Here is a 26,248-nt window from a genome sequence, read left to right as displayed (position 1 = left end):
AATGGTACAATGAAAGTTGCACGTACGCAATTTTATTATTACCAAAAAGCAATCCCTCGATGCTGTCGCTTTTTGCGACAAGTACCGGACCCGACTAGTTATAGTCTTGACGGGGGAATCGGGCAATACTTTTTGGAAAGCTACCAATGAATAGTGTCATCAGGTGTTGTAATTATACCAACCCGACATGGATAACCCTATCGTTATTTCATGCATGACACGGAATCAATCCGGTAATTTCGTTAATAATAGCCGGTTGGCAAGCAATTCGCCTAGACACACTTGAGCTATCAGCAACTTCACAACGTTAACTGTAGATAAACCGATGAAAATTGTCACCTGGAATGTGAATTCTTTAAAAGTCCGCCTTGCACATTTGTTGCAATGGCTGGACACCAATCCTGTTGACGTGCTCTGCATTCAAGAGACCAAGCTGACCGACGACAAGTTCCCGGTCGCCGAACTCAATGCCGCCGGCTACCAAGTCGCGTTCTCGGGCCAGAAGACGTACAACGGTGTGGCGATCCTGTCCCGCTTGCCGATCGAGGATGTCGTGCGCAACAATCCGCACTTCGACGACCCACAGCAGCGCCTGCTGGCCGCGACGATCGGTGGCGTGCGTTTCATCTGCGCGTACGTACCCAACGGGCAGGAAGTCGGCTCGGACAAGTACGCCTACAAGCTGGCCTGGCTGGCGGCCCTGCAGAAATGGGTGGCGGCCGAGATGGCCGCGCATCCGCAGTTCGCGATCCTCGGCGACTACAATATTGCGCCCGAGGCGCGCGATGTGCACGACGTGGCCGAATGGGAAGGACGGATCCACTTCTCGCTGCCCGAGCGCGACGCGCTGCAGGCGCTCATCGCCCTGGGCCTGTCCGACGCCTTCCGCCTGTTCGAGCAGCCCGAGAAGCAGTACAGCTGGTGGGATTACCGCCAGATGGCGTTTCGCCGCAACCGCGGGCTGCGCATCGATCACATCCTGCTGTCCAAAGCACTGGCCGCGCGCTGCACCGCATGCCACATCGACCGCGAGACCCGCAAATGGGAACAGCCATCGGACCACGCCCCAGTAGTGGCGACGCTGGCCGACTAACCGGCCAGCAGTCTGCCGATTTGCGCGGCCGGTAACGGGCGCGCAAACAGATAGCCCTGGGCGAACTCGCAGCCGAACGAGCGCAGCAGCGCGTATTGCCCTTCCGTCTCCACGCCTTCGGCCACCACCGCCAGCTGCAGGCTGTTTGCCAGCGCCATGACGGCCGCCACGATCGCCCGATCCTCGGCGCTCGCTTCCAGCTCGCGCACGAAGGCGCGGTCGATCTTGATCTTGCGCACCGGGAAGCGTTTGAGGTACGCCAGGCTCGAATACCCCGTGCCGAAGTCGTCGATCGACAGGCACATCCCCATCGCATTCATCTGACGCAGCGTCTCGAGCGTCTGGCCGCCATGCTGCATCAGGGCCGTCTCGGTGATCTCGAATTCCACCAGGCCCGCGTCGATCCCGGTTTCCTGCACGATGCCGCGGATCGAGTCGACCAGGCCGTGGTGCGTGAACTGGCGCGCCGACAGGTTGATCGCGAGCGGCACCACGTCCAGCCCTTCGCTGCGCCACAACTGGTTCTGCGCGCACGCGGTGCGGATCACCCATTCGCCCACTGCCATGATCATGCCGCTCTCTTCGAGGATCGGAATGAATTCGTCCGGCCCCACCAGCTCATTGCCCCCGCGCCGCCAGCGCAGCAGCACTTCGAGCCCGTGCACACGGCGCGTGGCGGTGCACATGATCGGCTGATAGTGCAGCTCGAATTCGTCCCGCGCCAGCGCGCCGCGCAGGCTCGATTCGAGCTCGAAGTGGCGCGCCGCGGCCTGGTTCATGCGCTCGGTGAAAAACTGATAATTGTTGCGGCCCGCCGCCTTGGCCTGGTACATCGCCGCGTCCGCGTGGCGCATCAGCGTATCGACGTCGCCGCCGTCCTGCGGATACAGGCAGATGCCGATCGACGGCGAGATATGCAGGCTGCGGCCTTCGATGGCGCACGGCGAAGCCAGCGCCGCGATGATCGCGTCGCCGACCGCAGCGGCGGCAGGGCCCTCCTCGACCCCGGGCAGCAACACGACGAATTCATCGCCCCCGAGTCGCGCCACCAGGTCGCCCGGGCGCACCGAGCGCACCAGCCGGCGCGCGACTTCGCACAGCAGCAGGTCGCCCACCAGGTGGCCGAGCGAATCGTTGATCGTCTTGAACCGGTCCAGGTCGAGGAAAATCAGCGCCAGGCCCGCGCCCTTGTGCGCTTCGTCGCCGCTGGTCACGCTGCGCATCGCCGCATCGAGCCGGTCCGACAGCATGGCGCGATTGGGCAGCCCCGTCAGGCTGTCGTGGTACGCCATGTGGTGCACGCGCGCCTCGGCCTGGCGCCGTTCGTTGATTTCTTCCTGCAGCAGTGCGTTGGCGCCGGCCAGTTCGGCCGTGCGTTCGGCCACGCGCACTTCGAGTTCGTCGCGCGCGCGCCGCACCGCGTCGGCCGCTTCGCGCTGGGCCGTCACGTCGTCCACCAGCCAGACGCTGCGCCCGCGCGTGAGTGCGGCGTCGAACAGGCGCCCGGACAGGCGCGCCCAGAAGCGCGTGCCGTCACGGCGTATCATTTCGTGCTCTGCCATGTGGGCCTGGCCTGTAGCGAACTGCGTCTCGGACACGGCGCGCGCCGCCAGCCAGCTGTCCTGGTCCGGATACAGCGCGCGTACCGGCGCGCCATCCATGCCGCCCGGCGGCGCGCCGAACAGCTCTTCCATCTTGCGGTTGCAATGCAGCGTGCGACCGTTCTCGACGACGGCAATGCCCAGCACCGCATTATTCAGGATCGCGCGATTTTCCATCAGCGCCTCGCGCAGCGACTGCTCGTCGCCCTTTTCGCGGGTGCGGTCTTCGAGCATCCAGATCGTGCCCTTGTCCGGGTCGAGCGGATTGACCTGATAGCCGATCATCAGGACCCAGGCCGGCGCGCCGTCCTTGCGCACGAGGATGCGTTCGGTGCGAAACGGCCGGCCATCCGCCAGTTGCGGATACGCCTCGGCGCCCAGCGCGCGGTACGCTTCTTCGTCCGGGTACAGCACGCGTGTGGAGACGCCGATCGGCTCATCGCCTGCATAGCCGAACATCGTGCAGAAGGCGGGATTGGCGCGCCGGATCACGCGGTTGCGGGTGAACATGACGCCGATCGATGCGTTGGTCATGATCGCCTGCATTTCACTGGCCGCCTGGCGCGCCTCGGTCACATCCTCGACGATCCAGATCGTGCCCGCGCTGCGGTTGCCCGGTTCGACCGAGCAGCCGCGCAGGCGCGCCCAGAAGGGCGAGCCATCGCGGCGCCGAAACTGCTGCTCGCTCTTTTCGAACATGTCGCCCCGCCCCAGCACGGTGAATGCTTCGGTAGCCAGGGCCTGATACGCCTCGGGCGACACGCACACGTCCGGCAGCGAAATGGTATCGACTTCATGCTGCGCATAGCCGAACATTTCGCCCAGGCGCGGGTTGAATGAACGGATCTGGTCGGGCTGGGTGACGGCAATGCCAACCGGTGCGTGCTCAAAGATCGCGCGCTGTTCGCGCACCGTGCGGCGCACGCCGACGAGGCCACGCGCAGGCGCGCCGGGGGCCGGTACATCAGGAACGTGCGGGGTCGAAAATCCATCCATCGTCGAGGCAGCCAAGCTGTTGGTTATGATGATCCGGCGAGTTGCCATTTAGCAACCACTGAAGGTCAATCATAACCCGGAAACAGCCCGTTACTCCAGCCTCGCGCGACGAGAAAGCGACACTAACCGGGCACCCGCACCCAGCCTTCCATCAGGACGCGCGCGCTGCGGCTCATGCTGGCTTTCGCCACGCGCCACTGCCCGTCTTCCAGCACTGCTTCGGCGCCCACCCGCAGCGTGCCGGAAGGATGGCCGAACCGCACCGCCGAGCGCTCGCCGCCGCCGGCTGCCAGGTTCACCAGCGTGCCCGGAATGGCCGCCGCCGTGCCGATCGCCACTGCTGCGGTGCCCATCATCGCGTGGTGCAGCTTGCCCATCGACAGCGCCCGCACCAGCAGGTCGATCTCGCCCGCCGCCACCTGCCGGCCACTCGACGATACATACCCGGCCGCCTTGGCCACGAACGCGACCTTCGGCGTGTGCTGGCGCTTGCCTGCCTCGTCGATGCTGGCGATGAGGCCCATGCGCAGCGCGCCGTGGGCGCGGATCGTCTCGAACACGGCCAGTGCGCGCGGGTCGCCATTGATCGCGTCCTGCAGCTCGGTGCCATCGTAGCCCAGCGCCCCGGCCTCGACGAAGATGGTCGGGATGCCCGCGTTGATCAGCGTGGCGCGCAGCACGCCCACACCGGGCACGTCGAGTTCATCGACCAGATTCCCGGTCGGGAACATGGCGCCGCCACCGCCCTCTTCCTCGGCGGCCGGGTCCATGAACTCGAGCTGCACCTCGGCTGCCGGGAAGGTCACGCCATCGAGCTCGAAACCGCCCGTTTCCTGCACCTGGCCTGCGGCCATCGGCACGTGCGCGAGGATGGTCTTGCCGATATTGGCTTGCCAGATGCGCACCACGGCCACGCCGTCGTGCGGCACGCGCGCCGGATCGACCAGGCCCGCGGCGATGGCGAACGGACCGACTGCAGCCGACAGGTTGCCGCAATTACCGCTCCAGTCGACGAACGGCTTGTCGATTGCCACCTGGCCGAACAGGTAGTCGACGTCGTGCTCAGCGCGCGCGGACGCCGCGACGATGACGGCCTTGCTGGTGCTCGACGTGGCGCCGCCCATGCCGTCGATCTGCTTGCCATACGGGTCGGGGCTGCCGATCACGCGCAGCAGCAGCGCATCGCGTGCGGCGCCGGCCACGCGGGCGTCGTCCGGCAGGTCGTCCAGCTTGAAGAACACGCCCTTGCTGGTGCCGCCGCGCATATAAGTGGCGGCGATCCGGCGCTGGGGAGAATACGTGGTTGCTTCCATCATGCCGCCTTCACCGTCGATTCAAGGAAATCCTGCGCGAAGCGTTGCAGCACGCCGCCGGCTTCGTAGATGGCCACTTCTTCGGCCGTATCGAGCCGGCACGTCACGGCCACCTCGACCCGCTCGCCGCTCGCGCGGTTGATGACCAGCGTGAGCTCGGCGCGCGGCGTGCGCGCCCCGATCACATCGAACGTTTCGGTGCCGTCGATGGCCAGGGTGATGCGGTTCTCGCCCGGCTTGAATTCGAGCGGCAGCACGCCCATGCCCACCAGGTTGGTGCGGTGGATGCGCTCGAAGCCTTCGGCCGCAATCGCCTCGACGCCCGCCAGACGCACGCCCTTGGCCGCCCAGTCGCGCGACGAGCCCTGGCCATAATCGGCCCCGGCGATGATGATCAACGGCTGCTTGCGCGCCATGTAATGCTCGATCGCCTCCCACATGCGGGTCACTTCACCCTCTGGCTCGATGCGCGCGAGCGAACCGGCCATCACCTTGCCGTGGCTGTCTTTCACCATCTCGTTCTTGAGCGTCGGATTGGCGAACGTCGCGCGCTGCGCTGTCAGGTGGTCGCCCCGGTGCGTGGCATACGAATTGAAGTCTTCTTCTGGCAGGCCCATCTTGGCCAGGTATTCACCGGCGGCCGAGTCGAGCAGGATCGCGTTCGACGGCGACAAGTGATCGGTGGTGATGTTGTCCCCCAGGACCGCCAATGGCCGCATTCCAGCGAGCGGCCGGCTGCCAGCCAGCGCGCCTTCCCAGTACGGTGGCCGGCGGATATAAGTGCTCTGCGCCCGCCAGTCGTACAGCGGGCTGACGGCGGCGCCATCGTCGGCCACGCGCGCGAACATCGGCGTGTAGACCTTGCGGAACTGTTCCGGCTTGACGCTCGCGGCGACCACGGCGTCGATTTCTTCCTCCGATGGCCACAGGTCGGCCAGGCGGATTTCGCGCCCTGCGTTGTCCAGCCCCAGCACGTCCTTCTCGATGTCGAAGCGGATGGTGCCGGCAATCGCGTACGCCACCACCAGCGGCGGCGACGCCAAAAAGGCCTGCTTCGCGTACGGGTGGATGCGGCCGTCGAAATTGCGGTTGCCCGACAGGACCGCCGTTGCATACAGGTCGCGCTTGATGATCTCGTCCTGGATCACTGGGTCGAGCGCGCCGCTCATACCGTTGCAGGTGGTGCAGGCAAAGGCGACGACGCCAAAGCCCAGCTGGTCGAGCTCCTGGCTCAGGCCCGCTTCGTCGAGGTACAGCGCCACTGCCTTCGAGCCGGGCGCCAGTGAACTTTTCACCCAGGGTTTACGGGTCAGGCCCGCGCGGTTGGCATTGCGCGCCAGCAGGCCCGCCGTGACCATATTGCGCGGGTTGCTGGTGTTGGTGCAGCTGGTGATCGCGGCGATGATGACGGCGCCATCGGGCATCTGGCCCGGTGTGTTTTCCACCACGCCCGAGATGCCGCGTGCGGCCAGCTCGGACGTCGGCACGCGCTTGTGCGGATTGGACGGGCCGGCGATATTGCGCACCACGTTTGACAAATCGAACGACAGCGTGCGCTCGTATTCGGCGCTCTGCAGGCTGTCGGCCCACAGGCCGGCGTGCTTCGCATACGTCTCGACCAGGTGCACGGTCGCATCGTCGCGTCCCGTCAGGCGCAGGTACTTGATGGTTTGCTCGTCGATGTAGAACATCGCGGCGGTGGCGCCGAATTCGGGCGCCATGTTCGCGATCGTCGCGCGGTCGCCCAGCGTCAGCGCAGCTGCGCCAGCGCCATAAAATTCCAGATAGGTCGAGACGACTTTGGCATTACGCAGGAACTCGGTCAGCGCCAGCACGACGTCGGTCGCGGTGATGCCCGGCTGCGGCTTGCCGGTGAGTTCGACGCCGACGATGTCGGGCAGACGCATCCACGAGGCGCGGCCCAGCATCACGCTCTCGGCTTCCAGCCCGCCAACGCCGATGGCAAGCACGCCAAGCGCGTCGACCATCGGCGTGTGCGAGTCGGTGCCGACCAGCGTATCCGGATAGGCCACGCCGCGCTCCGCCTGGATCACGGGCGACATGCGCTCGAGATTGATCTGGTGCAGGATGCCGTTCCCGGGCGGGATCACGTCGACGTTCTTGAAGGCCTTCTTGGTCCAGTCGATGAAGTGGAAGCGGTCTTCATTGCGGCGGTCTTCGATGGCGCGGTTCTTGGTGAACGCATCCGGGTCGAACCCGCCGCATTCGACCGCCAGCGAATGGTCGACCACGAGCTGCGTCGGCACCACCGGATTGACCAGCGCCGGGTCGCCCCCTTGCAGCGCGATGGCGTCGCGCAGGCCGGCCAGGTCGACCAGTGCGGTCTGGCCGAGGATGTCGTGGCAGACCACGCGCGCCGGGAACCACGGAAAATCCAGGTCGCGCTTGCGTTCGATGAGCTGCTTCAGCGAATCGCGCAGGCTCGCCGGCGCGCAGCGGCGCACGAGGTTTTCGGCCAGTACGCGCGACGTGTAGGGCAGCGTGGCGTAGGCGCCAGGCGCGATCGCGTCGACGGCGGCGCGGGTGTCGAAGTAATCGAGATCCGTGCCCGGCAGGGGTGTGCGGTAATCGGTATTCATGGCGTTACTTGCGCTCTGCCAGCGGCACGAACTGCAGATCCTCCGGCCCCACGTAGTTGGCGCTCGGGCGGATGATCTTGTTGTCGATGCGCTGCTCGATGACGTGCGCCGCCCAGCCCGACGTGCGCGCGATGACGAACAGCGGCGTGAACATCGCCGTCGGCACGCCCATCATGTGGTACGACACGGCCGAGAACCAGTCCAGGTTCGGGAACATCTTTTTCACGTCCCACATCACGGTCTCGAGGCGCTCGGCGATGTCGAACATCTTCATCGAGCCGCCCTCTTCCGACAAGGTGCGCGCCACTTCCTTGATCACCTTGTTGCGCGGGTCCGAGATCGTGTAGACCGGATGGCCGAAGCCGATCACGACTTCCTTGTTGGCCACGCGGTTGCGGATATCGGCCTCGGCTTCGTCCGGGTTGTCATAGCGCTTCTGGATGTCGTGCGCGACTTCATTGGCGCCACCGTGCTTCGGTCCGCGCAGCGCGCCGATCGCGCCCGTGATGGCCGAGTGGATGTCCGAGCCGGTACCGGCGATCACGCGGGCGGTGAAGGTCGAGGCATTGAATTCGTGTTCGGCGTACAGGATCAGCGACGTGTGCATCGCGCGCACCCACGACTCTTTTGGCGCAAAGCCATGCAGCAGGTGCAGGAAGTGGCCGCCGATCGAATCGTCGTCGGTATTCACGTCGATGCGTTTGCCGCTGTGGCTGAAGTGGTACCAGTACAGCAGCATCGAGCCGAACGACGCCATCAGGCGGTCGGCAATATCGCGCGCGCCGTTGATGTGGTGATCGTCCTTCTCGGGCAGCGTGCAGCCCAGGACCGACACGCCCGTGCGCATCACGTCCATCGGATGGGCATTGGCCGGCAACGCTTCGAGCGCGCTTTTGAGCGCCTGCGGCAGGCCGCGCAGCGAACGCAGCTTGGCCTTGTAGCCGCGCAGTTCGCCGTCATTCGGCAGTTTACCGTGCACCAGCAGGTAGGCGATTTCCTCGAATTCGCTGGTGGTCGCGATGTCGAGGATATCGTAGCCGCGGTAATGCAGGTCGTTGCCCGATTTGCCGACCGAGCACAGCGCGGTGTTACCAGCGGCGACGCCGGACAGGGCGACGGATTTCTTCGGTTTGAAGGTCGGGGTTTCCTGGTTCTGCGTATTCATGTGAGGTCTCCTTACTTGACTTTGTTCTGGGCAAACAGCGCGTCGAGCTTCTGCTCGTAGCTGTGGTAATCGATGCGGTCATACAGTTCGGCGCGCGTCTGCATCGTGCCCAACACGTTCTGCTGCGTGCCGTCACGGCGGATCGCGGTGTAGACGTTTTCGGCGGCCTTGTTCATCGCGCGAAACGCCGACAGCGGATACAGCACGAGGCCAACGCCGGCGCCGGCCAGCTCGTCGACGGTAAACAGCGGCGTCGCGCCAAACTCGGTGATATTGGCCAGCACCGGCACCTTCACCGCATCAGCGAAGCGCTTGTACATGTCGAGCGTCGTCATCGCTTCCGGGAAGATCATGTCGGCGCCCGCTTCGACGCAGGCCACGGCGCGCTCGATCGCTGCGTCCAGGCCTTCGACGGCCAGCGCATCGGTGCGCGCCATGATCACAAAGTCGTCGTCCAGGCGCGCGTCAGCAGCGGCGCGGATGCGGTCGACCATTTCTTCCTTGCTGACGATTTCCTTGCCCGGCCGGTGGCCGCAGCGCTTGGCGCCGACCTGGTCTTCGATGTGGCAGGCGGCGGCGCCGGCCTTGCTGAGCGAACGCACGGTGCGCGCGACATTGAAGGCCGAGGCGCCAAAGCCGGTGTCGACGTCGACCAGCAGCGGCAGGTTGCAGACGTCGGTAATGCGGCGCACGTCGACCAGCACGTCGTCGAGATTCGAAATGCCCAGGTCAGGCAGGCCGAGGGAGCCGGCAGCGACGCCGCCACCGGACAGGTAGATGGCCTTGAAGCCGGCGCGCTTGGCCAGCAGTGCGTGGTTGGCGTTGATTGCGCCCACGACTTGCAGCGGGGATTCATCGAGGATCGCCTGGCGGAAGGCGGCGCCTGCGGAAAGTTTGCTCATGCTGGTCCTTGTCATCACGGTGAAGAAGTTGTGTAGTTCATTGCAAGCACCGTGCCAGCATTCGCTGATCCGCCATATCAAGCACTTGCGTGCAGATTCTACCCAAATACCTTTTTAAAAGAAGTGCTGTTGTTTCATGCTGAAACAAGAGTATGAAACATGAAACGTTCAGGCGTAAAAAAACCGGGTGCCGCCTTGCGGCGCGCACCCGGTTGATTTTGAGTAGCTGAGCCGCTCTTAGTGACCCGACGCACCCGATGCGCCGATACCGGTTTCGGCACGCACTTGCTGCGCCTCGAAGCCTGCACGGTCGATCTGGGCACGCGGACCCTTGTCGGTGATTGAGAACAGCCAGATACCGATGAAGCCCACTGCCATCGAGAAGATCGCTGGCGAGGCATACGGGAAGATCGCGGCCGGATGGTGCAGCACATCGACCCACACCGATTTCGACACGATCGTCAGGCCCACTGCCGTGGCCAGGCCCAGGAAGCCGCCGACGGTTGCGCCGCGGGTGGTGCAATCCTTCCACAGCACCGACATGAACAGCACCGGGAAGTTGGCCGATGCAGCAATGGCGAAGGCCAGCGACACCATGAAGGCGACGTTCTGCTTTTCGAAGGCGATACCCAGCACCACGGCCACAATACCCAGGGCGATGGTGGTGATCTTCGACACGCGCAGCTCGTTTTCGCTGGTGGCATTGCCCTTCTTGAACACGGTCGCATACAGATCGTGCGACACGGCCGAGGCGCCGGACAGCGTCAGACCTGCCACCACAGCCAGGATGGTCGCGAACGCCACCGCCGAGATGAAGCCCAGGAACACGTCGCCGCCCACGGCCTTGGCCAGGTGAACCGCCGCCATATTGTTACCGCCCAGCAGGGCACCGGCTGCATCCTTGAATGCCGGGTTGGTACCCACCAGCACGATCGCGCCGAAGCCGATGATGAAGGTCAGGATGTAGAAGTAGCCGATCCAGGTGGTGGCCCACAGTACCGACTTGCGCGCTTCCTTCGCGCTCGGGACGGTGAAGAAGCGCATCAGGATGTGCGGCAGGCCAGCGGTACCGAACATCAGCGCCATGCCGAACGAGATGGCGGAGATCGGATCCTTGATGAAGGTGCCCGGACCCATGATGGCGGTGCCCTTGGCGTGTACTTCGGTCGCGGTCTGGAACAGTTTGGCCGGGCTGAAGTTGTATTGCGCCAGCACCGAGAACGCCATGAACGACGCGCCCGACAGCAGCAGCACGGCCTTGATGATCTGGACCCAGGTGGTGGCCGTCATGCCGCCGAACAGCACGTAGACCATCATCAGGATACCGACCAGCACGACGGCGATCCAGTACTCCAGACCGAACAGCAGCTTGATCAGCTGACCCGCGCCAACCATCTGCGCGATCAGGTAGAACGCGACGACGACCAGTGTGCCGGAGGCCGCGAACACGCGGATCGGCTTTTGCGCGAAGCGGTACGAGGCCACGTCGGCAAACGTGAAGCGGCCCAGGTTGCGCAGGCGCTCGGCCATCAGGAACGTGATGACAGGCCAGCCGACCAGGAAGCCGATCGCGTAGATCAGGCCATCGTAACCGTCGAGGAACACGGCGGCCGAGATACCCAGGAACGACGCGGCCGACATGAAGTCGCCCGCGATCGCCAGGCCGTTCTGAAAGCCCGTGATGCCGCCACCAGCGGTGTAGAAGTCGGACGCCGACTTGGTCTTGGCGGCAGCCCACTTGGTGATGAACAGCGTGCCGACGACGAACAGCGCGAACATGCTGATCGCGGTCCAGTTGGTCGGCTGGCGAACGGCCTGGCCCATGTCGGGCGCGGCGTAAGCAATGCCGGAGGCGGCCAGCAGCACGAATGCCAGCAGTGAGGAGGTGCGGGCGCCGGCCATCATGCGCCCACCTTTGCACGGATGGCGTCGCTCAACTCGTCGTATTCGCGGTTGGCGCGGCGCACATAGATGCCGGTAATTAGAACGGTGAACAGGATGACGAACAGGCCCAGGGGAATGCCCCAGGTGATGACACTGTTGCCGATCGGGGTGCCCATGAACTCCTTGTTGAACGCGACCAGCAGCGTAAAGCCGTAGTACACGATCATCATGGCCCAGGTCAGCGTCCAGCCGAAGCGGGAACGGATGCGTTTGAGTTTCTGGTAATTGGGGTCATTCTTGACCCGTTCTACGATGTCTTGATCCACTTTGTCTCCTGATTCTTTTGATAGTGCCGTGGTTCGGCTGCCTTTTGGCTGCGACCCATCCTACGGGCATGCCCTTACCGGATTCTTACGCCGGGTGCCTAATTTCGACCGGTCGTTCGCCCATTGCGCGTTTCAGGCTGAAACAACGGCCATCATTTGCACTACACTTGAAACATGGATTCCCCACGCACTTCTTCCGCCAGCGACAAGCCCATCATCTGGACGGTGTCGGTGTCGCGCCTGTCCGCCCTGTTTCGCGACATCACCGTCGAATACGATCACCTGGCCTCGATCGAGCCCTTGCATATCGGGTTCGATGAGGCTGCAACGCACATCCGCGAGCGGCTCGCCACGGAACATTGTGACGTCGTGATCGCCGCCGGCTCGAACGCGGCCTGGCTCAAGAGCCGCGTTTCGGTGCCTGTGGTCGCGGCCCGGGCCAGTGGCTTCGATGTGCTGCAGGCGCTCACGCGCGCGCGCAAGCTTGCCGGCAACGCCCATGGCGCCATTGGCGTTGTCAGTTACGGCGCCCTGCTCCCGGAACTGGCCGAGTTCGCGACCGGATTCGGCCTGGACCTGGTCCAGCGCAGCTATGTGACGCAGGAAGATGCGCGCGCCGCCGTCGACGAACTCAAGGCACTGGGCGTGGCCGTCATCGTCGGCGCCGGTTCGGTGACCGACCTGGCCGAGGAAGCCGGCCTGCGCGCCGTGTTCCTGTATTCGGCGGCGTCGATCCGGCAAGCGTTCGACGATGCACTGGAACTGGCGCGCCTGACCCGGCTCGAGGTCGACCGCAGCCGTGGCCGTGGCCGAACCGGCAGCACGCCGCCCGACAGGCAACGGCTGCGGCGCGGCCTGAACGACCTGCGCGGCGATTCGCCCGCCATGCAGCAGCTGCGCCAGACCGTCGTGCTGTACGCGCGCTCGCCCAGCACCGTGCTGATCGAAGGCGAAACCGGCAGCGGCAAGGAACTCGTGGCGCAGGCAATCCACCGCGAAAGCCCGCGCCGGGATGCGAACCGCCCTTTCGTGGCCGTCAACTGCGGCGCGATTGCCGAGTCGCTGCTCGAATCGGAACTGTTCGGCCATGAAGACGGCGCATTTACCGGCGCGCGCCGCGGCGGCCACGCGGGCCTGTTCGAAGCGGCCAATGGCGGCACGCTGTTTCTCGACGAGATCGGCGAAATGCCCCTTAGCCTGCAAACACGCCTGCTGCGCGTGCTCGAAGAACGTGAAGTGATGCGCGTGGGCGGCACGCGGCCGGTGCCGATCGATGTGCGCGTGATCAGCGCCACCCACTGCGACCTGGAGGCGCGCGTGCGCGACGGGCGCTTCCGGGCCGACCTGTTCTATCGCCTGGCCGTGCTGCGCCTGGCCCTGCCGCCGCTGCGGGCACGGGTGCAGGACATCGCGCCGCTGCTCGAATGGTCGCTCAAGGGCGCGCTGGCCGCGCTCGATGCGCGCCCGCACCCGAATCTGCTGGCCGAACTGAAAGTGTGTACGCCGCTGCTCACCGGCTACGCCTGGCCCGGTAACGTGCGCGAGCTGCGCAACCTGACCGAGCGCCTGGCGCTCTTTTTGGCGGCCGAGCCGCTGCAGGCGCTGACGCCGGGCTTCATGCTGTCGGTGGCGCCGGAGCTGGCGCGTGGTGCTGCCCCGGCTGGTGCATGGGTCGGGCAGAACCGGGAATCGGTAGCGGCAGTGCTGGCGCGCTTTGGCGGGCAGCGCGACCTGGCGGCCGATCATCTTGGGATCAGCCGCACGACGCTGTGGCGACGGCTGAAGGCGGAAGGCTGATTTCTGAGCGCTGACCTCCGATCTTCAACCCTTAAGACGCTCCAAAGCAACATGTATCGAAAACTCGTATCATGATTCTTTGATATGGCCCGGCGCCAATCCGCGCCAGGTCGTCCTGGCATGCCGGCCGCGGCGCCCTACCCGCGGCGCCGCATCCGACCCCAACGGAGGCAAATATGCAACATGCGTCGCAAGCGGCTCTGTTTTCCCTGATTGGCGATACCCCGATGGTCGAAGTGACCCGCATCGATACGGGCCCCTGCCAGCTGTTTTTGAAGCTCGAATCGCAAAACCCGGGCGGCTCCATCAAGGACCGTATCGGCAAGACGATGATCGAACAGGCCGAGCATGATGGCCTGCTCAATCCCGGCGGCACCGTCGTCGAAGCCACTGCCGGCAACACGGGCCTGGGCCTGGCGCTGGTGGCGCGCATCAAGGGCTATCGCGTCGTGCTCGTCGTGCCTGACAAGATGGCGCCCGAAAAAATCCTGCACCTCAAGGCGCTTGGCGCCGAAATCCACCTGACCCGCTCCGACGTCGGCAAGGGCCACCCCGAGTATTACCAGGATCTTGCCGCGCGGCTGGCCAAGCAGATTCCCGGCGCCTGGTTCGCCGACCAGTTCAACAACCCGGCCAATCCGCGCGCCCACGAAACCACCACCGGCCCCGAGATCTGGGACCAGGCCAAGCACAAGCTGGACGCGATCGTACTCGGGGTCGGCTCGTCCGGCACGCTGACGGGCCTGTCGCGCTACTTCAGGAAAGCCGCGCCCCTGCTCGAATTCATCCTGGCCGATCCGAAAGGCTCAATCCTGGCCGAATACGTCGAGACTGGCCACGTGTCGCAGCATGCCGGCTCGTGGGCCGTGGAAGGCATCGGCGAAGACTTCATTCCCGGCATCGCCGACCTCACCCGCGTCAAGAAGGCCTACACGATCACCGACGAAGAAAGCTTCGCCACTGCCCGCCTGCTGCTGCAGCAGGAAGGCATCCTGGGCGGCTCGTCCACCGGCACGCTGCTGGCGGCGGCGCTCAAATACTGCCGCGCACAGACGCGCCCCAAGCGCGTCGTTACGTTCGTCTGCGACACGGGGACGCGCTATCTCAGCAAGGTGTACAGCGATGGCTGGATGGTCGACCAGGGCCTGATCACGCGCCCGAAGACGGGCGACCTGCGCGACCTGATCGGCCGCCGCCACGACGCCGGCGAAGTCATCACGCTGGCGCCGTCGGATACGCTGCTCACTGCGTTCAACCGCATGCGCTCGAGCGACCTGCAGCAACTGCCCGTGATGGATGCCGAAGGACGCCTGGCGGGCCTGATCGACGAATCCGACCTGCTGCTCAAGGTCACGCAATCGAACGACCATTTCAGCGCGCCGGTGTCGTCCACGATGACGGCCGACCTGCAAACCCTGCCCCCTGGCGCGAGCATGGCGCAACTGCGCGACATTCTCGACCGGGGCCTTACTGCCGTGATCGCCGACGGGCCGCAGTTCTTTGGCCTGATCACGCGCTACGACCTGCTCAATCACCTGCGAAGGACACTCTCGTGACCCATCCGGACACCAAACACACCATCGAATTCAAACGCCACCTGGCCACCCGCGTCATCCACGGCGGCCAGTCGCCCGAACCCGCGACCGGCGCCGTGATGCCGCCGATCTTCGCCACCTCGACCTATCGCCAGGAAAGCCCCGGCGTGCACCAGGGCTTCGACTACGGCCGCTCGCACAACCCGACGCGCTTTGCGCTCGAACGCTCGCTGGCCGACATCGAGGGTGGCCGCGCCGCCTTCGCGTTTGCGTCGGGCCTGGCGGCGATTGCCGCCGTCCTGGAACTGCTCCCGAGCGGCTCGCACGTCGTCGCGGGTGACGACATGTATGGCGGCACCTACCGCTTGTTCGAACGCGTGCGCCGCGACAGCGCCGGCCACACGTTCAGCTACGTCGACCTGTCCGACCCGGAGGCCCTGGCCGCTGCCATCACGCCCGCCACGCGCATGGTGTGGGTCGAGACGCCGACGAACCCGATGCTCAAGCTGGCCGACCTGACCGCGATCGCGAGCCTGTGCCATGCGCGCGGCATCCTGTGCGTGTGCGACAACACGTTCGCCAGCCCGATCATCCAGCGCCCGCTCGAACACGGGTTCGACATCATCGTGCACTCGACCACCAAGTACATCAACGGCCACTCGGACGTGATCGGCGGCGTGGCGATTGTCGGCGCCAACGACCACCAGACCGGCCTGGCCGAGAAGCTCGGCTTCATCCAGAACTCGGTGGGCGCGATCCAGGGGCCGTTCGACAGCTTCCTCGTGCTACGCGGGATCAAGACGCTGGCCCTGCGCGTGGAACGCAGCAGCGGCAACGCGCTATTGCTGGCGAACTGGCTCGAGCAGCAGCCGCAGGTCCGCAAGGTGCACTATCCCGGGCTGGAATCGCACCCGCAGCATGCACTGGCGCGCAACCAGATGCATGGCGGTTATGGCGGCATCGTCTCGATCGACCTGGACACCGACATCGACGGCGCGCGGCGTTTTCTCGAAGCGTGCGAAGTGTTCACGCTGGCCGAAAGCCTGGGCGGGGTGGAGAGCCTGATCGAGCATCCGGCGCTGATGACGCATGCGAGCATTCCGCCGGAGCGGCGTGCCGAGCTGGGGATTGGCGATGGGCTGATCCGGTTGTCGGTCGGCATCGAGCATATCGATGATCAGCGCGAGGATTTGCGGCGGGCGCTGGCGGCGATTTGATTGGGTGAATTGCTGTCATCATCACGGATGACCGTGCCGTCAACCATCACCGCGTGTGCGGCGAAGCCGCACACCCTACTACGCCAATAACAACGGCCCTTGGGCACGCAATTTGAACGTCGCCACCAGCGCCGACAATTCCGCGGCCTGCTGGCGCATCGAGGCGGCCGCTGCTGCCGCCTCTTCCACCATCGCCGCATTTTGCTGGGTCGAGAGGTCCATCTCGGCAATGGCGCGGCTCACTTGCGACACGCCGTTGGCCTGACCGGCGCTGGCGGTGTGGATTTCGCCCAGGATGCCCGCCACGTCATGCACGTGCTGCAGCATGGTACGCATCGTCGAACCGGCCGCTTCAGCGATGCCGGTGCCGGCCTCGATCTCGCGCGACGATTCGCCGATCAGCTTCTTGATTTCTTTCGCGGCGCCGGCCGAGTGCTGCGCCAGGTTGCGCACTTCAGACGCCACCACGGCAAAGCCGCGCCCCTCGCTGCCGGCGCGCGCCGCTTCCACCGCGGCGTTCAGGGCCAGGATATTCGTCTGGAAGGCGATGCTGTCGATCATGCCGGTGATGTCCACGATACGCGCGGCCGACGCCTTGATCGCGCCCATGCGCACGACCAGCTGACCCACGGCCTGCGCGCCCTCGGCGGCCACGCCGGATGCGGTCTGGGCCAGCGCATTGGCCTGCTGCGCATTGGCGTTGTTGCTGGCGATGGCGCCCGACAGTTCGTCCATTGCCGTCACCGTCTCGCGCAGCGACTCGGCCTGGCGCTCGGTGCGGATCGACAGGTCCTGGTTGCCTTCGGCGATTTCACTGGACGCGGCATCGATTGCCTGTGCCCCTTGCAGCACTTGCGCCACGGTGCCCGAGACGCCGTGCGTCATGCCATTGAGTGCATCGAACAGGCGGCCGATTTCATCGGTGCGGGTATGGCTGATGGTCGGGCGCAGGTCGCCATGGGCCACCTGCTCTGCCAGCGTCGCGGCTTGCCTGAGCGGCCCCACCAGGTTGCGGGTCAGGAGCCAGGCCAGGCCACCGGCCACGGCCAGCGCTGCTGCGCCCAGCGCCAGCAGCAGCACCTTGCTGAAGCTCGATTCCGCTGCCGACGCATCGGCCAGGCGGTGCGCTTCGGTGCTTTCGTGGGTCAGCAGGCCCTCGAGCGCGGCGACTTCGGCGCGATAGGCCGGCTCCCAGCGCTTTGTGAGGATGTCTTCGACGAGGCCAGTCTGGCCCAGGTCCTTGGCCTTGAACAGGTCAGCCTGGATCGTGGCCAGCGCCGCTTTGTTTGCGCTTGCTGCGGCGATCAACGTGCGTTCCTGTGGCGTGGCCGGCAGTTTGCCCAGTTTCGCCTCGATATCGGCGGCGATCTTGCGGCCCTCTGCCAGTTGTGCGCCGAAGTAATCGCCCAGTTCCAGGCTGTCGCTGCGCGCGATCGAGACGGCGCGCGAGCCATTCAGGCGCGCGATGCCCAATAGCTCGGACGTCAGTTGCTGCTTGGCCAGCTTGTCGTCGACCAGGTTGGATGTGATGACGTCGGCCGCGTGCATGCGCCAGACGGCAACGGCGGCAATGAGAACGATGACGAGGGACAGGATGCCAAAGGCGCCGATGAGCTTGGAAAACGTGTTGCGCGGTGCGAGTCGCATTGGGATCTTCGTGAGAGTGAAACAGCGTGTACGCACAGTGTAGGAAGCTTCGATGACAGGCATGTGAAATGGACCCGAAGTAACTGTAATTGCCATTATGAAATGCGCAATCAGCGTTACGTGTGGGTTCCGCTCGGCATAAAAAAAGCCCGCGGCACATGCGTGCGCGGGCTTTTTTGGGAGCAAAACTGCTTACTCGATTTCGACCGTCTCGGCCGGGGCCGGTGGCGGGCTGACATCGCCCTCGGGGAACTCGAGAACAACCTCGTCCTTCTCGTTCAGGTCGACCGTGACACGGCCACCGTTGGTCAGGCGACCAAACAGCAGTTCGTCGGCCAGGGCCTTGCGGATCATGTCCTGGATCAGGCGCGACATCGGTCGTGCACCCATCGACGGGTCGAACCCCTTCTGGCCGAGGAACTTGCGCAGCTTCTCGGTGAAGATGGCTTCGACTTTTTTCTCGTGCAGCTGCTCTTCCAGCTGCATCAGGAACTTGTCGACGACGCGCAGGATGATGTCTTCGTCCAGCGCGCGGAAGCTGATGATCGCATCCAGACGGTTACGGAACTCCGGCGTGAACATGCGCTTGATGTCGCCCATCTCGTCGCCCGCTTCACGCGAGTTGACGAAGCCCACCGAACGCTTGGTCAGGCTTTCGGCGCCCGCGTTCGTGGTCATGACGATGATCACGTTGCGGAAGTCGGCCTTGCGACCGTTGTTGTCGGTCAGCGTGCCATGGTCCATCACCTGCAGCAGGATGTTGAAAATGTCCGGGTGGGCTTTTTCAATCTCATCCAGCAGCAGCACGGTATGCGGCTTCTTGGTGATCGCTTCGGTCAGCAGGCCGCCCTGGTCGAAACCAACGTAGCCCGGTGGCGCGCCAATCAGACGCGAGACAGCGTGACGCTCCATGTACTCGGACATGTCGAAGCGCACCAGCTCGATGCCCAGGATGAAGGCGAGCTGCTTGGCGACCTCGGTCTTGCCGACACCGGTCGGACCCGAGAACAGGAACGAGCCAATCGGCTTGTCCGTCTTGCCCAGGCCGGCACGTGCCATCTTGATCGCGGCCGACAGCGCCTCGATCGCCGGGTCTTGGCCGAACACGACGTTGCGCAGATCGCGGTCGATCGTCTGCAGCTTGCTGCGGTCGTCCTGATTGACCGACTGCGGCGGGATACGCGCGATCTTGGCAATGATGTCCTCGATCTCGGTCTTGCCGATCGTTTTCTTCTGCTTCGACTTCGGCAGCACGCGCTGGGCGGCGCCGGCTTCGTCGATCACGTCGATGGCCTTGTCGGGCAGGTGACGGTCATTGATGAAGCGCGCAGCCAGTTCCGCGGCCGTGGTCAGGGCCGAGGCCGAGTACTTCACGCCATGGTGCTCTTCGAAGCGCGATTTCAGGCCACGCAGGATCGCGATGGTCTGTTCGACGGTCGGCTCGTTGACGTCGACCTTCTGGAACCGGCGCGACAGCGCGTGGTCTTTCTCGAACACGCCGCGGTACTCGGTGAACGTGGTCGCGCCGATGCACTTGAGCTGGCCATTGGCCAACGCTGGCTTGAGCAGGTTCGATGCGTCGAGCGTACCGCCCGATGCCGAACCGGCGCCGATGATCGTGTGGATCTCGTCGATGAACAGGATGCCGTTCGGCGTGTCCTTGATCTGCTTGAGCACGGCCTTCAGGCGTTGTTCGAAATCACCGCGGTACTTGGTGCCGGCCAGCAGCGCGCCCATGTCCAGCGAGAACACGACAGCGTTCTGCAGGATTTCAGGCACGTCTTCCTGGACGATGCGCCATGCCAGGCCCTCGGCGATCGCGGTTTTACCCACGCCCGCCTCGCCCACCAGCAGCGGATTGTTCTTGCGGCGACGGCACAGGATCTGGATGACGCGGTCGACTTCTTCTTCGCGCCCGATCAGCGGATCGATCTTGCCATCGGCCGCGGCTTTGTTCAGATTCTGCGTGAACTGGTCCAGCGGGCTTTCCTTGGCCTGGCCTTCGACCTGCGCTTCCTCGACGCCTTCCGGCGCCTTGGACGTGTCGACCTGCTGGTCCTTGCGCACGCCGTGCGAAATGAAATTGACCACGTCGAGACGGGTCACGCCCTGCTGATGCAGGTAGTACACCGCGTGCGAGTCTTTTTCGCCGAAGATCGCCACCAGCACGTTGGCGCCGGTGACTTCCTTCTTGCCGTTGGACGCCGATTGCACGTGCATGATCGCACGCTGGATCACGCGCTGGAAACCAAGGGTCGGCTGTGTGTCAACCTCGCCCGTGCCAGGCACGGTCGGGGTGTTATCGCCGATGAAATTCGTCAGGGTCTTGCGCAGGTCTTCAATATTGACCGCGCATGCACGCAGGACTTCGGCGGCCGAAGGATTGTCGAGCAGTGCCAATAGCAGGTGTTCCACGGTGATGAACTCGTGGCGTGCCTGGCGTGCCTCGACAAAGGCCATGTGTAGGGATACTTCAAGTTCCTGCGCAATCATACTTCCTCCATCACGCACTGCAGGGGATGCCCTGCCTTGCGTGCATGCGTTAAGACAAACTCCACTTTGGTACACGCTATATCTTTGGAAAACACGCCGCACACTCCTTTGCCGTTCTGGTGTACCGACAGCATGATCTGCGTGGCCGTTTCCCGATCCTTGTTGAAATACTCCTGGATCACGGCCACGACAAACTCCATCGGCGTGTAATCATCGTTCAGTAGCGCCACCTGGTATAGCGGAGGCGGTTTGACGGTCTGCCGCTCTAGCAGTTGTTCAGTATCGTGCTTCGTTGCCATGGGGTATTCTAATACTTCCGAGGTTAGTGCCAAGCGTAAACATCAGCCCGTTTTTCTGTTGTTTCCATCTTACGCGTTTTCGGATAACTGCGCAGATGGCGTTTCGATTGCCGAAATCAAGTCCACTGCACAGGAATACGATGAAAAATTTGACAACCCGCGCCCCAAACCTCTTGACTTACGTGATTATTCCACCAACAATGCAGTCATCGACTTTGTACTTATGTACTCGTTGATAAGCAGTTAGCAGGCTGAGGAGGGCAAGAGGTTTCTTGCTTTTATGGCTCGTGTGATTTGTTAAAATTGAAAGTTCTTTTATGGCAACTGGTACTGTTAAGTGGTTCAATGATTCCAAAGGCTTTGGCTTCATCACGCCTGATGACGGCGGCGAGGATCTGTTCGCACACTTCTCCGCAATCAACATGAACGGTTTTAAGACCCTCAAAGAAGGTCAAAAAGTCCAATTCGAAGTCACGCAAGGCCCTAAAGGCAAGCAAGCTTCCAACATCCAGGGTAATTAATCATTCCCCTACCGGAAGTGAAAAGCCCCACTCTACAGTGGGGCTTTTTTTCGCCCGTTCAAGTTGTGGGTATCCCGTACTGCCAGCCAATTTCACCGGCGAATGACTTTGCCTCTTCCAGAATCGCGCTGAACGCTGCTTCACTCACCGTGTCGGGTTGCCCGGTTTCGCCGTCCCATCTCGACGCCGCAATGGCGGCCTCAAAACGTGCCGCCAGTTCAGCGCCGCGCGTGGCCAAGCTGTGCGACGGCGGCAGCGCGCGCAGCGCGTCCGGATCGGTATGACGCTGAAAGCCGTAGATGAAGCGCCCGAGCCTCTCGTAGTGCTGCATGATTGCCGCGTCCTGTTGCATATGCCCTCCCCCAACCCTGCGTCGTATTACATATTCTCGATCAGCACTTCACCAAAGCCCGAGCAAGACACCTGCGTCGCCCCTTCCATCAGGCGCGCAAAATCATACGTCACTTTTTTCGACACAATTGCCTTGCCCATCGCTGCAATGATCAGGTCGGCCGCCTCGCTCCAGCCCATATGGCGCAGCATCATTTCCGCCGACAGGATCAGCGAGCCCGGATTCACGTAATCCTTGCCGGCGTATTTTGGCGCCGTGCCGTGGGTTGCTTCGAACATCGCTACCGAATCGGACATGTTTGCGCCTGGCGCGATGCCGATGCCGCCGACCTGGGCCGCCAGTGCATCCGAAATGTAATCGCCGTTCAGGTTCAGCGTGGCGATCACGCTGTATTCAGCCGGGCGCAGCAGGATCTGTTGCAGGAAGGCGTCGGCGATCGAGTCCTTGATCATGATGTCGCGCCCGGTCTTCGGATTTTTCAGCTTGCACCATGGGCCGCCGTCGAACAGCTCGGCACCGAATTCCTTCTGCGCCAGCGCGTAACCCCAATCCCGGAAGCCGCCTTCCGTGTACTTCATGATATTGCCCTTGTGGACCAGGGTCACCGATGGCTTGTCGTGGTCGATCGCGTACTGGATCGCCTTGCGCACGAGGCGTTCGGTGCCCTCGATCGAGACGGGCTTCAGGCCCAGGGCCGACGTGGCCGGGAAACGGATCTTCGACACGCCCAGCTCGGCTTTCAGGAACGCGATCAGCTTTTGCGCGCCTTCCGACCCGGCCTCCCATTCGATGCCGGCGTAGATGTCCTCGGAGTTTTCACGGAAGATGACCATGTCGGTCTTTTCCGGCTGCTTCAGTGGCGACGGCACGCCGGTAAAATAACGCACCGGGCGCAGGCAGACATACAGGTCGAGTTCCTGGCGCAGCGCGACATTGAGCGAGCGGATGCCGCCGCCAACCGGCGTGGTCAGCGGGCCCTTGATCGAGACGACGTACTCCTTCAGCACGTCCAGCGCTTCTGCGGGCAGCCAGACATCGGCGCCGTAGCGTTTGGTCGCCTTTTCACCGGCGAAGATCTCCATCCAGGCGATGCTGCGCTCGCCACCGTAGGCCTTGCGTACCGCCGCGTCGACCACCTTCTTCATCACCGGCGTGATATCCGCGCCCGTGCCGTCACCCTCGATATATGGAATGATCGGCGTGGCCGGCACATTCAAGCTGCAATCGGCATTGACGGTGATCTTCTGGCCCGCAGGCGGGACGGTGATATGCTGGTACATCAAGTTCTCCAGGTAGGTGGCGAAAGGCGGTGCGATCGACGTTATGAACTCGCTTACAATGTCGCCGTTGCCAGCGTCAGCCGAGGGCTGCTCTTCATTATGCCCCAGTATTTTGCCATATTGCCACGCTACCGGCTGGCCGCCCTTTCATTCGTTTCTCTGCACCTTCATGTCCCTGATCCTCTTCAATAAACCGTTCCAGGTCCTGTGCCAGTTCTCGCCCCAGGAAGGCCGCGAATGCCTTGCTGACTATCTCAAGATTCCCGGCATCTACCCCGCCGGCCGGCTCGACGCCGACAGCGAAGGCCTGATGCTGTTGACCGACGACGGCCAGCTCCAGCACAAGATCGCCCATCCGGATCACAAGGAAGCCAAGACCTACCTGGTGCAGGTCGATGGCGTGCCCGATGCCGCCGCCATGGCGCGCCTGCAGGCGCCGCTGGACCTGGGCGACTTCGTCACCAAGCCGTGCCGCGCCACGCGGATTTCCGAACCCGAGTGGCTGTGGCCGCGCAATCCACCGATCCGCGCGCGCCAGGACAAGCCCACCAGCTGGCTTGCCATCACGCTCGAAGAAGGCAAGAACCGCCAGGTGCGCCGGATGACGGCGGCCGTGGGCTTGCCGACGCTGCGCCTGGTGCGCAGCAGTATCGGCCCGTTTTCCCTGAGTACGCATCCGTTGTTGCCGGGCGAATTCATCGACGTGCCGGCCTACTCGCGCCACGCGGGCAAATAAAAACCCGCCGACCTCTCGGTCGGCGGGTTTCAGTTACAGCAGCCGTTCAGTTCAGGCGAACGAATCGATCGCCGCATTGAAGGTGGCGCTCGGACGCATTGCTGCCGTCACCTTGGCTTCATCCAGCTTGTAGTAGCCACCGATATCAACCGGCTTGCCCTGCACTGCCAGAAGCTCGGCGACGATGGTTGCTTCATCGTCAGCCAATTTCTTGGCCAGTGGCGCGAACGTGGCGGCCAGCGCGGCGTCGTCCGTCTGCGCGGCCAGCTCCTGCGCCCAGAACAGCGACAGGTAGAACTGGCTGCCACGGTTGTCGAGCTCGCCGGTCTTTGGCGATGGCGACTTGCGGTTGTCCAGCAGCTTGCCGGTGGCAGCATCCAGCGTGCGAGCCAGAATCTTGGCCTTGTGGTTGCCGGTTTTCAGGCCCAGGTCTTCCAGCGACACGGCCAGCGCCAGGAACTCGCCCAGCGAATCCCAGCGCAGGTGGTTTTCTTCGACCAGCTGCTGCACGTGTTTCGGGGCCGAACCGCCGGCGCCCGTTTCGTACATGCCGCCACCGGCCATCAGCGGCACGATCGACAGCATCTTGGCGGACGTGCCCAGTTCCATGATCGGGAACAGGTCGGTCAGGTAGTCGCGCAGGATGTTGCCGGTCACCGAGATGGTGTCCAGGCCACGCCAGACGCGCTCGAGCGTGAAGCGCATCGCGCGCACTTGCGACATGATCTGGATATCCAGGCCGTTCGTGTCGTGATCCTTCAGGTAGACCTTGACCTTCTTGATCAGTTCATTTTCGTGCGGACGGTACGGGTCGAGCCAGAACACGGTCGGCATGCCCGAGTTGCGCGCGCGCGTCACGGCCAGCTTGACCCAGTCGCGGATCGGCGCATCCTTGACCTGGCACATGCGCCAGATATCGCCCTGCTCGACATTCTGGCTCATCAGGACTTCGCCGGTGGCGAGGTCGGTGATGTTGGCCACGCCATCTTCCTGGATCTCGAAGGTCTTGTCGTGCGAGCCGTATTCTTCGGCTTGCTGGGCCATCAGGCCGACGTTCGGGACGGTACCCATCGTCTTCGGGTCGAAGGCGCCGTGCCATTTGCAGAAGTTGATGATCTCCTGGTAGATGCGCGCGAAGGTGCTCTCCGGGATGACAGCCTTGACTTCCTTCAGGCGGCCATCGGCGCCGTACATCTTGCCGCCGGCGCGGATCATGGCTGGCATCGACGCGTCGACGATGACGTCATTCGGCGAATGGAAGTTGGTGATGCCCTTGGCCGAATCGACCATGGCCAGTTCAGGACGGTGTTCCTGGCAGGCGTGCAGGTCGCGGATGATTTCTTCGCGCTGCGACGACGGCAGGTCGGCGATCTTGTTGTACAGGTCGGCCATGCCGTTGTTGACGTTGATGCCCAGGCTCTCGAACAGCGCGCCGTGCTTCTCGAATGCTTCCTTGTAGAACATGCGCACGCAGTGACCGAAGACGATCGGGTGCGACACCTTCATCATCGTTGCCTTGACGTGCAGCGAGAACAGCATGCCCGTGGCGTGTGCATCTTCAATCTGGGCTTCGTAGAAGGCCAGCAGCGACTTGCGGCTCATGAACATCGAATCGATGATTTCACCGGCCAGCAGCGAAACTTTTGGCTTCAGAACAATGGTCTGGCCGCTCTTGGTGACCAGTTCCATCTTGACGTCGCGCGCGGTCTCGACCGTCATCGACTTTTCGCCGTGGTAGAAGTCGCCCTCGGTCATGTGCGCCACGTGGGTACGCGATGCTTGCGACCATGGGGCCATCGAGTGCGGGTTCTTGCGCGCGTATTCCTTGACGGCGCGCGGGGCGCGGCGGTCGGAGTTACCTTCGCGCAGGACCGGGTTCACTGCCGAGCCGATGCACTTGCCGTACTTGGCCTTGATGGTTTTTTCTTCGTCGGTCTTTGGGTCCGATGGGTAGTCAGGGATGTTGTAGCCCTTGTCCTGCAGTTCCTTGATCGCGGTGGTCAGCTGGCTGACCGAAGCGCTGATGTTCGGCAGCTTGATGATGTTGGCGCTCGCCTCGAGCGTCTTCTTGCCCAGCTCGACCAGCGAATCCGGCACGCGCTGCTCCGGGGTCAGGTTTTCAGGGAACGCTGCCAGGATACGGGCCGCGACCGAGATGTCGCTGGCCGTGACGGTGATGCCGGCCGGCTTCGTGAAGGTGCTGACCACAGGCAGGAAGGCGTGGGTCGCCAGCAGCGGCGCCTCGTCGGTCAGGGTGTAGATGATGGTCTGATCACTGCTCATGCACATTTTCCTCGGTAATCGCGACAACGTCGCGCGTAGTAAAAACTGACAATTGGCCACGGCCCATCCAATAGATGAGCTGCGGGCACTGGGCGCCGATGCCGGACATTCTACCCCTGTCTGCGACGGGAGGGCCAGAGCGCACCGGCGTACATTCCGTTGGTTGGGCGGCCGCTTCGTGCAAGGCCGCGAAACCTGTCTTCAACAC

At 63.6% G+C, this 26,248-nt stretch carries 19 protein-coding genes; 6 read left to right on the top strand and 13 right to left on the bottom strand.

All coding sequences use genetic code 11. The annotated features are described in order from the left end of the window. Nucleotides 1-325: 325 nt before the first annotated feature. Nucleotides 326-1,093: an exodeoxyribonuclease III gene (gene xth / locus AC1MGT_RS18780; protein WP_499501545.1), complete on the top strand. Its 768-nt coding sequence runs from the start codon at nt 326-328 to the stop codon at nt 1,091-1,093. Here the strand turns inward: xth and AC1MGT_RS18775 are convergent. From AC1MGT_RS18775 to AC1MGT_RS18745, 7 genes are all read right to left on the bottom strand, one after another. Beyond that, the gene (locus AC1MGT_RS18775) at nt 1,090-3,690 is read right to left on the bottom strand and encodes a bifunctional diguanylate cyclase/phosphodiesterase (protein WP_499501544.1); all 2,601 of its coding nucleotides are present in this window, start codon (nt 3,688-3,690) and stop codon (nt 1,090-1,092) included. The genes xth and AC1MGT_RS18775 overlap by 4 nt on opposite strands. A gap of 122 nt (nt 3,691-3,812) precedes the next feature. Further along, nucleotides 3,813-5,006, bottom strand: a complete 1,194-nt coding sequence (prpF, locus tag AC1MGT_RS18770; protein ID WP_499501543.1) for a 2-methylaconitate cis-trans isomerase PrpF — start codon at nt 5,004-5,006, stop codon at nt 3,813-3,815. After that, nucleotides 5,003-7,603: a Fe/S-dependent 2-methylisocitrate dehydratase AcnD gene (gene acnD, locus AC1MGT_RS18765; protein ID WP_499501542.1), complete on the bottom strand. Its 2,601-nt coding sequence runs from the start codon at nt 7,601-7,603 to the stop codon at nt 5,003-5,005. The genes prpF and acnD overlap by 4 nt, the downstream gene beginning before the upstream one ends. Nucleotides 7,604-7,607: 4 nt before the next feature. Then, a complete protein-coding gene (prpC, locus tag AC1MGT_RS18760) occupies nt 7,608-8,768 on the bottom strand; it encodes a bifunctional 2-methylcitrate synthase/citrate synthase (protein WP_499501541.1) in 1,161 nt (386 codons plus the stop codon). Between the two features lie 11 nt (nt 8,769-8,779). Continuing rightward, the gene (prpB, locus tag AC1MGT_RS18755; protein WP_499501540.1) at nt 8,780-9,670 is read right to left on the bottom strand and encodes a methylisocitrate lyase; all 891 of its coding nucleotides are present in this window, start codon (nt 9,668-9,670) and stop codon (nt 8,780-8,782) included. 237 nt (nt 9,671-9,907) lie between these two features. Then, nucleotides 9,908-11,575 carry a cation acetate symporter gene (locus tag AC1MGT_RS18750; RefSeq protein ID WP_499501539.1) on the bottom strand — a complete coding sequence of 556 codons (1,668 nt, stop codon included), beginning with the start codon at nt 11,573-11,575 and terminating at the stop codon, nt 9,908-9,910. Next, entirely contained in the window at nt 11,572-11,880 is a 309-nt protein-coding gene (locus tag AC1MGT_RS18745; RefSeq protein ID WP_499501538.1) for a DUF485 domain-containing protein, read from the bottom strand. The genes AC1MGT_RS18750 and AC1MGT_RS18745 overlap by 4 nt, the downstream gene beginning before the upstream one ends. Nucleotides 11,881-12,054: 174 nt before the next feature. On the opposite strand from AC1MGT_RS18745, the gene prpR reads away from it, so the two are divergent. The 3 genes from prpR (at nt 12,055) to AC1MGT_RS18730 (ending at nt 16,429) form a co-directional block, all read left to right on the top strand. Beyond that, nucleotides 12,055-13,677: a propionate catabolism operon regulatory protein PrpR gene (prpR, locus tag AC1MGT_RS18740; protein WP_499501537.1), complete on the top strand. Its 1,623-nt coding sequence runs from the start codon at nt 12,055-12,057 to the stop codon at nt 13,675-13,677. 176 nt (nt 13,678-13,853) lie between these two features. Beyond that, entirely contained in the window at nt 13,854-15,233 is a 1,380-nt protein-coding gene (locus AC1MGT_RS18735) for a pyridoxal-phosphate dependent enzyme (protein ID WP_499501536.1), read from the top strand. Next, nucleotides 15,230-16,429, top strand: coding sequence for a trans-sulfuration enzyme family protein (locus AC1MGT_RS18730; RefSeq protein ID WP_499501535.1), 1,200 nt, complete (start codon nt 15,230-15,232; stop codon nt 16,427-16,429). Before AC1MGT_RS18735 ends, AC1MGT_RS18730 begins: the two co-directional genes overlap by 4 nt. A 78-nt stretch (nt 16,430-16,507) precedes the next feature. On the opposite strand, the gene AC1MGT_RS18725 is transcribed toward AC1MGT_RS18730, so the two are convergent. The 3 genes from AC1MGT_RS18725 to clpS all read right to left on the bottom strand — a co-directional run bounded on the left by AC1MGT_RS18725 (nt 16,508) and on the right by clpS (nt 20,868). After that, the gene (locus AC1MGT_RS18725) at nt 16,508-18,076 is read right to left on the bottom strand and encodes a methyl-accepting chemotaxis protein (RefSeq protein WP_499501534.1); all 1,569 of its coding nucleotides are present in this window, start codon (nt 18,074-18,076) and stop codon (nt 16,508-16,510) included. Nucleotides 18,077-18,268: 192 nt separating this feature from the next. Further along, nucleotides 18,269-20,569, bottom strand: a complete 2,301-nt coding sequence (gene clpA, locus AC1MGT_RS18720; RefSeq protein WP_258836105.1) for an ATP-dependent Clp protease ATP-binding subunit ClpA — start codon at nt 20,567-20,569, stop codon at nt 18,269-18,271. After that, complete coding sequence (clpS, locus tag AC1MGT_RS18715; RefSeq protein WP_137175749.1) at nt 20,566-20,868, bottom strand: ATP-dependent Clp protease adapter ClpS; 303 nt, start codon at nt 20,866-20,868, stop codon at nt 20,566-20,568. The genes clpA and clpS overlap by 4 nt, the downstream gene beginning before the upstream one ends. 317 nt (nt 20,869-21,185) lie before the next feature. Between clpS and AC1MGT_RS18710 the strand changes: the two genes are divergently transcribed. Continuing rightward, nucleotides 21,186-21,389 carry a cold-shock protein gene (locus AC1MGT_RS18710; protein ID WP_171084635.1) on the top strand — a complete coding sequence of 68 codons (204 nt, stop codon included), beginning with the start codon at nt 21,186-21,188 and terminating at the stop codon, nt 21,387-21,389. A 58-nt stretch (nt 21,390-21,447) separates the two neighbouring features. Here the strand turns inward: AC1MGT_RS18710 and AC1MGT_RS18705 are convergent, their stop codons facing one another. Together AC1MGT_RS18705 and icd are read right to left on the bottom strand one after the other, a co-directional pair. Continuing rightward, nucleotides 21,448-21,741, bottom strand: coding sequence for a hypothetical protein (locus AC1MGT_RS18705; RefSeq protein WP_499501533.1), 294 nt, complete (start codon nt 21,739-21,741; stop codon nt 21,448-21,450). Between the two features lie 26 nt (nt 21,742-21,767). Next, nucleotides 21,768-23,021: an NADP-dependent isocitrate dehydrogenase gene (icd, locus tag AC1MGT_RS18700; protein WP_499501532.1), complete on the bottom strand. Its 1,254-nt coding sequence runs from the start codon at nt 23,019-23,021 to the stop codon at nt 21,768-21,770. Nucleotides 23,022-23,190: 169 nt separating this feature from the next. Between icd and AC1MGT_RS18695 the strand changes: the two genes are divergently transcribed. Further along, a complete protein-coding gene (locus AC1MGT_RS18695) occupies nt 23,191-23,757 on the top strand; it encodes a pseudouridine synthase (RefSeq protein ID WP_499501531.1) in 567 nt (188 codons plus the stop codon). A gap of 51 nt (nt 23,758-23,808) precedes the next feature. On the opposite strand, the gene AC1MGT_RS18690 is transcribed toward AC1MGT_RS18695, so the two are convergent. Then, the gene (locus AC1MGT_RS18690) at nt 23,809-26,040 is read right to left on the bottom strand and encodes an NADP-dependent isocitrate dehydrogenase (RefSeq protein WP_499501530.1); all 2,232 of its coding nucleotides are present in this window, start codon (nt 26,038-26,040) and stop codon (nt 23,809-23,811) included. Nucleotides 26,041-26,248: the final 208 nt, after the last annotated feature.

This window comes from Telluria sp. BA11 (genome assembly GCF_056680305.1).
Note: the sequence above shows the minus strand (reverse complement) of the source record. Positions and strands in the feature narration are given on the sequence as shown.

Excerpts from the sequence above, each read along its gene's own strand:
- clpS (WP_137175749.1), bottom strand. The coding sequence starts at position 20,868 with ATGGCAACGAAGCACGATACTGAACAACTGCTAGAGCGGCAGACCGTC.
- prpR (WP_499501537.1), top strand. The coding sequence starts at position 12,055 with ATGGATTCCCCACGCACTTCTTCCGCCAGCGACAAGCCCATCATCTGG.
- AC1MGT_RS18710 (WP_171084635.1), top strand. The coding sequence starts at position 21,186 with ATGGCAACTGGTACTGTTAAGTGGTTCAATGATTCCAAAGGCTTTGGC.
- AC1MGT_RS18750 (WP_499501539.1), bottom strand. The coding sequence starts at position 11,575 with ATGATGGCCGGCGCCCGCACCTCCTCACTGCTGGCATTCGTGCTGCTG.
- prpC (WP_499501541.1), bottom strand. The coding sequence starts at position 8,768 with ATGAATACGCAGAACCAGGAAACCCCGACCTTCAAACCGAAGAAATCC.
- AC1MGT_RS18735 (WP_499501536.1), top strand. The coding sequence starts at position 13,854 with ATGCAACATGCGTCGCAAGCGGCTCTGTTTTCCCTGATTGGCGATACC.
- AC1MGT_RS18775 (WP_499501544.1), bottom strand. The coding sequence starts at position 3,690 with ATGGATGGATTTTCGACCCCGCACGTTCCTGATGTACCGGCCCCCGGC.
- acnD (WP_499501542.1), bottom strand. The coding sequence starts at position 7,603 with ATGAATACCGATTACCGCACACCCCTGCCGGGCACGGATCTCGATTAC.
- prpF (WP_499501543.1), bottom strand. The coding sequence starts at position 5,006 with ATGATGGAAGCAACCACGTATTCTCCCCAGCGCCGGATCGCCGCCACT.
- xth (WP_499501545.1), top strand. The coding sequence starts at position 326 with ATGAAAATTGTCACCTGGAATGTGAATTCTTTAAAAGTCCGCCTTGCA.
- AC1MGT_RS18690 (WP_499501530.1), bottom strand. The coding sequence starts at position 26,040 with ATGAGCAGTGATCAGACCATCATCTACACCCTGACCGACGAGGCGCCG.
- icd (WP_499501532.1), bottom strand. The coding sequence starts at position 23,021 with ATGTACCAGCATATCACCGTCCCGCCTGCGGGCCAGAAGATCACCGTC.
- AC1MGT_RS18695 (WP_499501531.1), top strand. The coding sequence starts at position 23,191 with ATGTCCCTGATCCTCTTCAATAAACCGTTCCAGGTCCTGTGCCAGTTC.
- prpB (WP_499501540.1), bottom strand. The coding sequence starts at position 9,670 with ATGAGCAAACTTTCCGCAGGCGCCGCCTTCCGCCAGGCGATCCTCGAT.
- AC1MGT_RS18705 (WP_499501533.1), bottom strand. The coding sequence starts at position 21,741 with ATGCAACAGGACGCGGCAATCATGCAGCACTACGAGAGGCTCGGGCGC.
- AC1MGT_RS18725 (WP_499501534.1), bottom strand. The coding sequence starts at position 18,076 with ATGCGACTCGCACCGCGCAACACGTTTTCCAAGCTCATCGGCGCCTTT.
- clpA (WP_258836105.1), bottom strand. The coding sequence starts at position 20,569 with ATGATTGCGCAGGAACTTGAAGTATCCCTACACATGGCCTTTGTCGAG.